At 72.7% G+C, this 9,275-nt stretch carries 9 protein-coding genes and 1 pseudogene; 4 read left to right on the top strand and 6 right to left on the bottom strand.

Translation table 11 applies throughout. The annotated features are described in order from the left end of the window. Positions 1-36 precede the first annotated feature (36 nt). The 3 genes and pseudogenes from ACFFCN_RS13085 to ACFFCN_RS13075 all read right to left on the bottom strand — a co-directional run. Positions 37-552, bottom strand: a pseudogene (locus tag ACFFCN_RS13085) (alpha/beta family hydrolase); the annotation flags it as partial. Beyond that, complete coding sequence (locus ACFFCN_RS13080) at positions 552-1,322, bottom strand: SOS response-associated peptidase (RefSeq protein WP_375492239.1); 771 nt, start codon at positions 1,320-1,322, stop codon at positions 552-554. The gene ACFFCN_RS13080 and the pseudogene ACFFCN_RS13085, both read right to left, overlap by 1 nt. A gap of 10 nt (positions 1,323-1,332) precedes the next feature. Continuing rightward, positions 1,333-2,139: a class I SAM-dependent methyltransferase gene (locus ACFFCN_RS13075; RefSeq protein WP_375492238.1), complete on the bottom strand. Its 807-nt coding sequence runs from the start codon at positions 2,137-2,139 to the stop codon at positions 1,333-1,335. A gap of 64 nt (positions 2,140-2,203) precedes the next feature. Here ACFFCN_RS13075 and aroA point away from each other — a divergent pair, with 64 nt between their 5' ends. From aroA to ACFFCN_RS13060, 3 genes are read left to right on the top strand one after another with little or no spacing between them, the layout of a single operon-like run. After that, complete coding sequence (aroA, locus tag ACFFCN_RS13070) at positions 2,204-3,469, top strand: 3-phosphoshikimate 1-carboxyvinyltransferase (RefSeq protein ID WP_375492237.1); 1,266 nt, start codon at positions 2,204-2,206, stop codon at positions 3,467-3,469. After that, a complete protein-coding gene (gene rsgA, locus ACFFCN_RS13065; RefSeq protein ID WP_375492235.1) occupies positions 3,470-4,459 on the top strand; it encodes a ribosome small subunit-dependent GTPase A in 990 nt (329 codons plus the stop codon). It begins immediately after the preceding gene. A 16-nt stretch (positions 4,460-4,475) separates the two neighbouring features. Next, entirely contained in the window at positions 4,476-5,327 is an 852-nt protein-coding gene (locus tag ACFFCN_RS13060) for an MOSC domain-containing protein (RefSeq protein ID WP_375492234.1), read from the top strand. 14 nt (positions 5,328-5,341) lie between these two features. On the opposite strand, the gene ACFFCN_RS13055 is transcribed toward ACFFCN_RS13060, so the two are convergent. Next, on the bottom strand, positions 5,342-5,692 hold the full coding sequence (locus tag ACFFCN_RS13055; protein WP_375492232.1) for a hypothetical protein: 351 nt from the start codon (positions 5,690-5,692) through the stop codon (positions 5,342-5,344). Positions 5,693-5,722: 30 nt separating this feature from the next. After that, on the bottom strand, positions 5,723-6,787 hold the full coding sequence (locus ACFFCN_RS13050) for a threonine aldolase family protein (RefSeq protein WP_375492231.1): 1,065 nt from the start codon (positions 6,785-6,787) through the stop codon (positions 5,723-5,725). Positions 6,788-6,858: 71 nt separating this feature from the next. Here ACFFCN_RS13050 and ACFFCN_RS13045 point away from each other — a divergent pair, with 71 nt between their 5' ends. After that, entirely contained in the window at positions 6,859-7,758 is a 900-nt protein-coding gene (locus tag ACFFCN_RS13045; protein WP_375492229.1) for an NADP-dependent oxidoreductase, read from the top strand. A 13-nt stretch (positions 7,759-7,771) separates the two neighbouring features. Here the strand turns inward: ACFFCN_RS13045 and ACFFCN_RS13040 are convergent, their stop codons facing one another. Beyond that, entirely contained in the window at positions 7,772-8,956 is a 1,185-nt protein-coding gene (locus ACFFCN_RS13040) for an aminotransferase class I/II-fold pyridoxal phosphate-dependent enzyme (protein ID WP_375492228.1), read from the bottom strand. Between the last annotated feature and the right edge of the window lie 319 nt (positions 8,957-9,275).

The following is a 9,275-nucleotide window of genomic DNA, read 5'->3' as shown; positions in this document are numbered from 1 at the left end:
CCGTTTCAGGCCGTGGTCCGCGCCGTCGATCACGACGATCTCCCGCCGCTCGCCGGGCGGCGGCATCCCGAACGGGTCTCGGTCGCCCTGGATCACCAGGGTCGGCACTCCGGCGCCGTCGAGTTCCGGCAGCCGGCTGCGGTCCGGCCTGCCCGGCGGGTGCAGCGGGAAGGCCAGGGCGAGCACGCCGGCGGCATCGGACCTCAGCGCAGTACGGCAGGCCACGCGCGCGCCGTTCGACCGGCCGCCCACGACGAGCGGCACGCGCCGCAGCCCACGCCGCGCGGTGATCACCTGCACCGCGGCGAGCCACGCTTCGTCCTGCCGGTCCGGCGAGGCGGGGGTGCGCCCGCCCGCCGCACGGTAGGGCTGCAGCAGCCGCGCGACCGCGATGCCGCTGTGCAACGCAGCGGTGCGGATCGCCAGCAGATCTGCGGTGTCGATGCCGCCGCCGGCGCCGTGGGTCAGCACCGCCAGCGCACGCAGGCCGCCACGCGGGCGATCCAGCTCGGCGACGGCCGCACCGCCGGGCGTCGGGATCTCCAGCCGCATCAGATGTCGAGCATCTGCTGGGCGGGCGCGGGTTCGTCCACGGCGTCCGTGGTGTCGTCGACGGCCGGCTCGACGAGCTCCGGCCCGTTGTTGCGGACGTTGCCCACGGCCTTCGACACCTGACGGGGCTCGAGATGCGGTTCGGGAATCTGTTCGAGCAGTCGCTGCGCGACGGCGGCGTCGTCGGCGCTGCAGTCGAGCCACTGCTCGTGCAGTTGCGGCGGCACCAGCACCGGGCAGCGGTCGTGGATGGCGCCGAGGGTGTCGGTGGCGGGCCGGGTGATGATCGTGCAGGTCCATACCCAGGCGTTCGGGTCGTCGTCGGGCAGCGACTTGTCGTGCCAGATCTCGTAGAGCCCGGCCATCGCCAGGGTCGCCTCGCCCGGGGCGTGCAGGAAGAACGGCGTCTTGCTGCCGCCGTCGTTGCGCCACTCGTAGTAGCCGGCGGACGGCGTGAGGCAGCGCCGGCGCGCTGCGGCGGACTTGAACGCCGGCTTGCTCGCCACGGTCTCACTGCGCGCGTTGATCATCTTTGCGCCGCCCGTCCGGGACTTCGACCAGTTCGGCAGCAGGCCCCACTCGACGGTGCGCAGTTGCCGGATCGGCTCGGCCTCGCGCTCGCCGGTGGGGTGCCGGCGCAAGACGATGCGCACCGGATCGGTCGGGGCCACATTCCAGGACGGCGCCAGCGATTCGCCGACCACCCGCTCGACGTCGAACTCGCTGGTGAGGTCCGCGTCCGACTGCACCGACACGTAGCGACCGCACATGGGTCCAGTATCAGCCTTCGGTGCGACGGCCCACGAGGTGGAAGACGCGGCTCAGCTGGCGGTAGGGGTCACGGGCGGCGGCTTCGAATTCCGCCGCGGCCGTGGCTGCCACCTGCCCTTCGTCGGTCGGGTCGAGCTCGACACCGGTGAACTCCAGCCAGTCGACGAACAGCCACACGCCGTACCAGCGCTCCGGTGGCACGCCACCTGCGAGCAGCAGCTCGCTGAGCTCGTCGACGGTGTCCGCCCGCGCCGGCACGCCGAGCACGCCGACCTCGCGGGTCGCATCGAACGCGGCCAACGCGTCGGCCCAGCGCTGCTCCATCGCCGGGCGCACCGCCATCGTGTCGGCGTTGCCGGTCATGATCGACACGATGCCGCCCGGAGCCACGCATCGGCACAGCTGGTCGACGAGCGGCCCGGACTCGTCGAGGTAACCGAGGACGCCGTGGCACAGCACGCCGGCGAAGCGGCGTCCGTCGACCGCGTCGGCGGCGTCCAGACCGTCGGCGTGCAGCAGCGTGACCCGGCCACGCGCCGCGTCGGAGAGCCGTGGCAGTCGTCCACGTGCCTTGTCCAGCATCTCCGCCGACGGGTCGAGCAACGTCACGTCGTAGCCGGCCTCGGCGAGCGGGAACGACTGGTGGCCGGCACCGCCGCCGACGTCCAGCACCGGCGCAGGCGCCGGCGGCAGGTGCTGCAGCAACTGCTGATGCATCACGTACGTGCGCACGTAGCCCTTGACCGTCGCATAGGCGTCGTCGGCGAACAGGCCGGCCAGCCGCGCGCCGGCCCAACCGTCGTCGCTGGAGCCCATGGCGCCGAGTCTCGCGCATCGCGCATACGTCCAGGCCCGTGTGTGGTGCGGCAGACTGTGCGTCATGTCCAGCTGGCCGGCCCCACGCGCCACCCGTGCGGTGCACGCGTCGGTCACGCTGCCCGGCTCGAAGTCGCTGACGAACCGGCTGCTGCTGCTGGCCGCGCTGGCCGACGGCCCGACCCGCCTCGTGGCGCCGCTGCGCGCGCGGGACACGCTGCTGATGGCCGACGCGATCCGGGCGCTCGGCGCCACGGTCGTGGACGACGGCGCCGACCTGCTGGTCACACCCGGCGTTCTGCACAGCGGCAGCATCGATGTCGGGCTGTCCGGGACCGTCATGCGTTTCGTGCCGCCGGTTGCGGCGCTCGCCGACGGTGCGGTGTCCTTCGACGGCGACGAGTACGCGCGCGAGCGGCCGATGACGCACCTGCTCGACGGGCTGCGTCAGCTCGGCGTGCAGGTGGACGACGCCGGCACCGGTCGGCTGCCGTTCACCGTCCTGGGCGCCGGCGCGGTGACCGGCGGCCGAGTGCAGATCGACGCGTCGGCGACGTCGCAGTTCGTGTCGGGCCTGCTGCTCGCCGGCGCGCGCTACGACAAGGGCGTGGAGGTCGTGCACACCGGCGACCGCGCGGTGCCCTCCCGGCCGCACGTGGACATGACACTCGACGTGCTGCGTCGCGTCGGTGTCGAGGCCGCGCCGGCGGGGCCGGCCGGCTGGTCGGTGGCGCCGGGGCCGATCCGCGGCGGCACGCACGAGATCGAGCCCGATCTGTCCAACGCCGCGCCCTTCGCCGCGGCGGCGCTCGTCACTGCCGGCGAGGTGCGCATCCCCCACTGGCCGCACGAGACCACCCAGGCCGGCGACGCGCTGCGCGAGCTGCTGGTCGCGATCGGCGCGGACGTCCGGCTCGACGCCGACGGCCTGCGGGTGCGCGGCACCGGGACGATCACCGGCATCGACGCAGACCTGCGAGACGTCACCGAGCTCGCCACGGTGCTGGCGGCATTGGCCGCGCTGGCCGACTCGCCGTCGCACCTCACCGGCCTCGGGCACATGCGCGGGCACGAGACCGACCGGCTCGCGGCCATGTACGCGGAGCTGACCGCGCTGGGCTGCGACGTCACCGAGCATGCCGACGGCCTGGCGATCCGGCCGGCTCCGCTGCACGGCGGCACGTGGCACGCCTACGCCGACCACCGGATGGCGACCGCGGGCGCAGTGCTCGGCCTTGCCGTCGACGGCGTGGAGATCGACGACATCGCGACCACCGGCAAGACGCTGCCGGACTTCACCGGCCTGTGGTCCGCGATGCTGGCCGGCTGAATGGCGTCGTCGAGGCCGCCGCGCTCGGGCCGCGCGCTGGACGAGGACGACGTCCGCAGCCGCGCCAACCCGCGCGGCACCCGGCCGCGCTCGAAGCAGCGTCCGGCGCACGAGGACGCCGAGGCCGGCACCGTGTTCAGCGTCGACCGCGGCCGCTTCGGCGTACTCGTCGACGACATCGAGGTCAACGCGATGCGCGCCCGCGAGTTGGGCCGCACTCCGCTGGTGGTCGGTGATCACGTCGGCGTCGTCGGTGACCTGTCCGGCGCCACGGACACGCTCGCGCGCATCGTGCGCCTCGATGAGCGCGAGACGGTGTTGCGCCGCACCGCCGACGACAGCGACCCGCACGAGCGGGTCATCGTCGCGAACGCCGAGCAGTTGGTGATCGTGTCGGCGCTGGCCGACCCGGAGCCATCATTCGGGCTGATCGACCGCTGCCTCGTGGCCGCGCTGGCCGCCGGCATCGAGCCGCTGCTGTGCCTGACCAAATCCGACCTTGCGTCGCCGGACCCGGTGCTGACCCAGTACGCGCCGTTGTCGGTGCCCGCGCTCGTCACCCGTCGCGGCGACTCGCTCGACGAACTGCGCACCCACCTCGCCGGGAAGGTGTCGGTGTTCGTCGGTCATTCCGGTGTCGGCAAGTCGACGCTAATCAACGCGCTGGTGCCCACCGCGTACCGCGCGACGGGCACGGTGAGTGCGGTCGGCAAGGGCCGGCACACGTCGTCGTCGGTGGTGGCGCTGCGCCTGCCCGGCGGCGGTTGGGTGATCGACACCCCCGGCGTGCGCTCGTTCGGGCTGGCGCACGTCGGTGCCGACGACCTGCTGTGGGCGTTCCCGGACCTCGAGGACGGCGCGACGCAGTGCCTGTCCGGTTGCGAGCACCTGGCCGAGCAGGCCGGCTGCCACCTGGACGCGTGGGTGCGGGAGGGGCACGCGACCCCCGCGCGGCTTGCCGCGTTCCGGCAGCTGCTCGTCAGCCGCTGACGCCTACGCTGACGCGGTGAGCGCGACCCTGCAGGCGATCAACCGCTTCCCGGTGAAGTCCTGCCGCGGCCAGGCGATGACGAGCGCGATCGTCGAGCGGCAGGGCCTCGCCGGCGACCGCCGTTGGATGATCGTCGACGAGGACGCGATGCTGATCACCGCTCGCGAGTACGGGCACCTCCTGCTCGTCGTCCCCACGCTGCACGACGACGGCAGCCTCGACTTCGTGGCGCCGGACATGCCGCCGCTGCACGTGCCCGTGCCGGATCCGGCGAACAGGCTGCCGGTGTACGTGTGGAAGACCGAGGTGCTCGCGTCGGTGGCCGACGACGCGGCACACGCCTGGTTCAGCAAGGTGCTCGGCAAGCCCGCGCGGCTCGTTCATCTCGACGACACCGACGGGCGCCGGCCGAGCCAGGACCGGTCCCGACCGGACGACCGCGTCAGCTTCGCCGACGGTTACCCGTTGCTCGCCGTGACGACCGGTTCCATGGACGCGCTCAACGACCTCATCGCCGCCGGCCCACGCGCCGACGAGGGCCCGCTGCCGGTGATCCGCTTCCGGCCGAACGTCGTGATCGACAGCACCGACGCATGGGCCGAGGACGGCTGGCGACGGTTGCGCATCGGCGAGGCCTACTTCCGCGCGGTGAAGGGCTGCGACCGGTGCGTGATGACGCTCGTCGACCCGGTCACCGCCGCGCGCGGCAAGGAACCGATCGCCACGCTCGCGCGGCACCGACGATGGGACGGCGCAACGTGGTTCGGGATGGACCTCATCCCGGACAACCCGGGAGCCGCCGTTCACGTCGGCGACGACGTGGAGATTCTCGAGTCGGTGCCGGCTCCGGACGGCCCGCCGCGCTGACCGCTCGCCGGCGCTCACCCGTACGCCGAGCCGTGCGACCGATTGCGCACCACCTGAGCAGTGACCCGGCCGAGGTGCCCGTACCGGTGGCCGGTGCGCACATGCAGGGCGGGCCACGTCGACGAATCCGTCGGCAGGGCGAGCCACACGACGCCCTGGTAGGTGTGCGGCCGCGGGTAGGCGGACTGATGCACGCCCGCCGCGGGCACCCAGGCCGAGCGCAGGATCGGAACATGACCGCCCGTGCGCCGCGTCTCCTGCTCGGTCCACGCGATCAGTGCCCACCATTCGCCGCCGTCGGTGCGGCCCCAGGCGTACAGGTCGGCGAGCGTGCCGGGCAGGTCGGCGAGCACCCGCGGCGGCATCCGTCGATTAGAACATGTGTACGAAGGTCGTCATGCGCAGAGGGCCGCCAGGATCTCGGCGACCCGGGGCGCGTCGAGACGGCAGGTCGCCCGGCCGACGGACAACTCGCAGCGCACCACACCGGGATCGTCGGTCGGCATGGGCTCGGGCCACACCCAGATGCCCTCGTCCTCGGCCAGGCGGCGCGCGTTGGCCGTGAACCGGTCTTCGGACACGGCGAACAGCAGATGCATCATCGGCGTCTGTGGCGGGTCGGGCAGGACCCGGACGCCGTCGACGGCGCCCAGCGCGTCGGCGATGGCGCGTGCGTGCGCGAGGCGCGCCGGCATCTCGGCCAGCCGCTCGGGCAGCGCGTTCAGTGCCGACGCCGCGGCGGGCCACATGGCGAACAACGTGCCGCCGAGGCGGCGGCGCCACTCGCGCACCTGCGCGACGACGTCGGCCGGGCCGACCACACAGCACCCCGACAGCGCGCCGATGCCCTTGTAGAACGAGACGTACGCCGTGTCGAACAGCCCGGCGATCTCGTCCAGCGGTCGCTCGTACCCGGCGCTCGCCTCCCACAGCCGAGCGCCGTCGAGATGGACCGCCGCGCCGCGCTCTCGCGCGTAGCCGACCTGGTCGACGAGGTCGTCCCAGGCCGGTAGTTCGCCACCGAGGTCGCGTTGGGGCAGTTCCCACAGAACCGCCCCCGGCGGCTCGGCCACTGCCTCGAGATCGGCGCGCGTAAGCAACCGCTGGCGCTCGCCGATCGCCCGGCCGGTCAGGCCGTGGACGCGCGCATACGCCTCACCCTCGTGGGTGGCGAGGTGGCACATCGGATGCCACAGCACGGTCCGCGACGGGCGTTGGTCGACGTGCACCCGCAAGGTGGCGGCCTGTGCCATCGTCCCGCTGGGCAGGAACACGGCGGCCGGGAAGCCGAGCAGCTGCGCCACCGTCGACTCGAGATCGGCGACGACACCGCCGTCGCCGTAGACGTCCGGCACCGGGTCGTGACCGATCCCGGCCAGCAGATCAGCGGGCCGGACCAGGCCGTCACCGTGAACGAAGGTGTGGCACCGTTCGCGCCGGGCTCGGGTCTCGTCGTCCACGGTCTTCACTGTGCCAGCCGCCGGGCAACGTGTGCGAAGGTTGCGCCCGACCTGAGACACCAGGAGGCGCGATGCGAGCAGCCCGGTTCAGCAGCTTCGGCGGCCCGGAGGTCCTGGAGATCGTCGAGCTGCCCGAGCCGCATCCTGGTCCCGGGCAGGTGCGCGTCGCGGTGCGCGCGGCCGGCATCGGCGCCAGCGACTGGCACAAGCGCGCGGGCCAGATGGACCAGGACCTGCCGCAGACGCTCGGCTACGAGGCCGCAGGCGTGGTCGACGAGCTCGGCGCGGACGTCGCCGACGTGGCGATCGGCGACCGGGTGTTCGGCTTCTGCACCGACGGCGCGGCTCAGGCCGAGTCTGCGGTGTTGTCCTACTACGCGCCGATGCCGGCTACCCTCGACTTCACCGAGGCCGCTTCGCTGCCGGCCGCCGCTGAGACGGCGGCGCGCGCCCTGGACCAGCTCGGCGTGCAGCGCGGCAACACGGTGTTGATCAACGGCGCGTCCGGCAACATCGGGAGCGCAGCTGTGCAGTTCGCGGTGGCGCGCGGCGCGCGGGTGATCGGCACGGCAAGCGCCGCCAATCACGACCACCTGCGCTCGCTCGGCGCCGAGCCCGTCACCTACGGTCCGGGCCTCGTGGAGCGGGTGCGAGAGCTCGCGCCCGACGGAGTCGACCTCGCACTTGACGTCGCCGGCAGCGGGGTCCTGCCGGAGTTGATCGAGCTCGCGGGCGGGGCGGACCACGTCCTGACGGTCGCCGACTTCGCGGGAGCGCAGAAGTACGGGGTGCGGTTCAGCAAGGGCGACACCGGCCGTGCGCTGTACGTCCTCGACGAGATCGGTGGCTTGATCGAGTCCGGGCAGTTCACCGTGCCGGCAGTGCGCACGTTTCCGCTCGACGAAATCGCCGAGGCGCATCGCGTCGGCGAAGCGGGTGGTGTGCACGCGAAGATCGTGCTGGTGCCCTGACCGGCAAGCGCGATTACCGCACCGGTTTGTCGGCCAGCCACTCGCCCATCAGCGTCGCGGCCCGGACGATGTCGTCGCCGTCGCCGGCGAAGCACATGCGGACGAATTTGCCACCGTCGACGGGGTCGAAGTCCAGGCCCGGCACGACCGCGACACCGGTGTCGTCGAGCAGCCTGCCCGCCCAGCCCATCGAGTCGGCCGTCCACCGCGAGACGTCGGCGTAGACGTAGAACGCGCCGTCCGGTGGCGCGATGCGATCGATGCCGACCTCGGCCAGCGCGTCGAGCAGGCGTCGCCGGTTGTCGGCGTAGCGCGCGACGTTGGCGTCGAGCTCGTCGTAGGCGTCGAACGCCGCCACCGCAGCGTGCTGGGACAGCGCCGGCGGGCAGATCGTGAAATTGCCGGTGAGCCGGTCGACCGCGTCGAGCAGCGCGTCCGGCACGAGCAGCCAGCCGATCCGCCAGCCGGTCATCGAAAAGTACTTCGAGAACGAATTGACGACGACGGCTTCGCGACCCGACGACCACGCGGTCGTCGCGGGCGAGCCGTAGGTGATGCCGTGATAGATCTCGTCGCTGATCAACCGCGTGCCGTGCGCATCGCACCAGGCGGCGAGTGCGGCGAACTCGGCGCGCGCGACGACGGTGCCGGTCGGGTTGGCCGGGCTGGCCAGGACGAGGCCGGCAGGCGGGCGTGGCAGCGACTCGAGGTGCGCGACGGTCGGTTGGAAACGTGACGAGGCATCGCACGGCAGCTCGACCACGTCAGCGCCCAGTGCGCGCAGCATGTTGCGGTAGGCGGGGTAGCCCGGTCGAGCGACCACGACGGTGTCGCCGACGTCGAAGGCCGCGAGGAAGGACAACAGGAAACCACCGGACGAGCCGGTGGTGACGACGACGTTGTCCGCCGCGACGTCCAGGCCCTCGCGCTCGCGGTAGTGCTGTGCGATCGCGCTGCGCAGCGCCGGGATGCCGAGGGCGTTCGTGTAGCCAAGACGGTCGGTGTCCAGCGCGGCGTGAGCAGCCGCCCGCACGGCGGCGGGGGCCGGCGTCGACGGTTGTCCGGCGGACAGGTCGAGCACCGGCAGGCCGGCCCGGCGCCGCGCGCCGACCGCATCGAGCACCCGCATGACGTGGAACGGCGCGACGTCGCTGCGCGCGGCGGCGAGCCGGGCGTCGTCGTTCGTCGTCGCCCTCATCCGCCTGACGCTAGCGCCCGGCCGGTCACGCGGCGTCGGGCCCGGCGATCGGAATCCGGGCCCGGGGAACGGCAGTTGTCCGCGCACCTTCGCGCTATCGATCAGTTTCGATCGTTTCGTTGACATTTCCGGACGTTCAGGTGCACGTTTCTGACCACTCACTACACAATGCCGACATTCCGGGCCCAGTTATCCCCCCGCCGAACAGGACATGCCATGACCGACGCCGCCCCGTCCCGCCGCTCGTTCCTCGCCTGGACCGGTGTCGCCGGCGCCGACGGCGGCCGCAACCCGTTCCCGACGATGCGCCCGACGTCGG

Source organism: uncultured Jatrophihabitans sp. (assembly GCF_964246335.1).
Lineage (GTDB): Bacteria > Actinomycetota > Actinomycetes > Mycobacteriales > Jatrophihabitantaceae > Jatrophihabitans.
The sequence above is the reverse complement of the archived record's forward strand: the minus strand, read 5'-3'. Positions and strand labels throughout refer to the sequence as shown.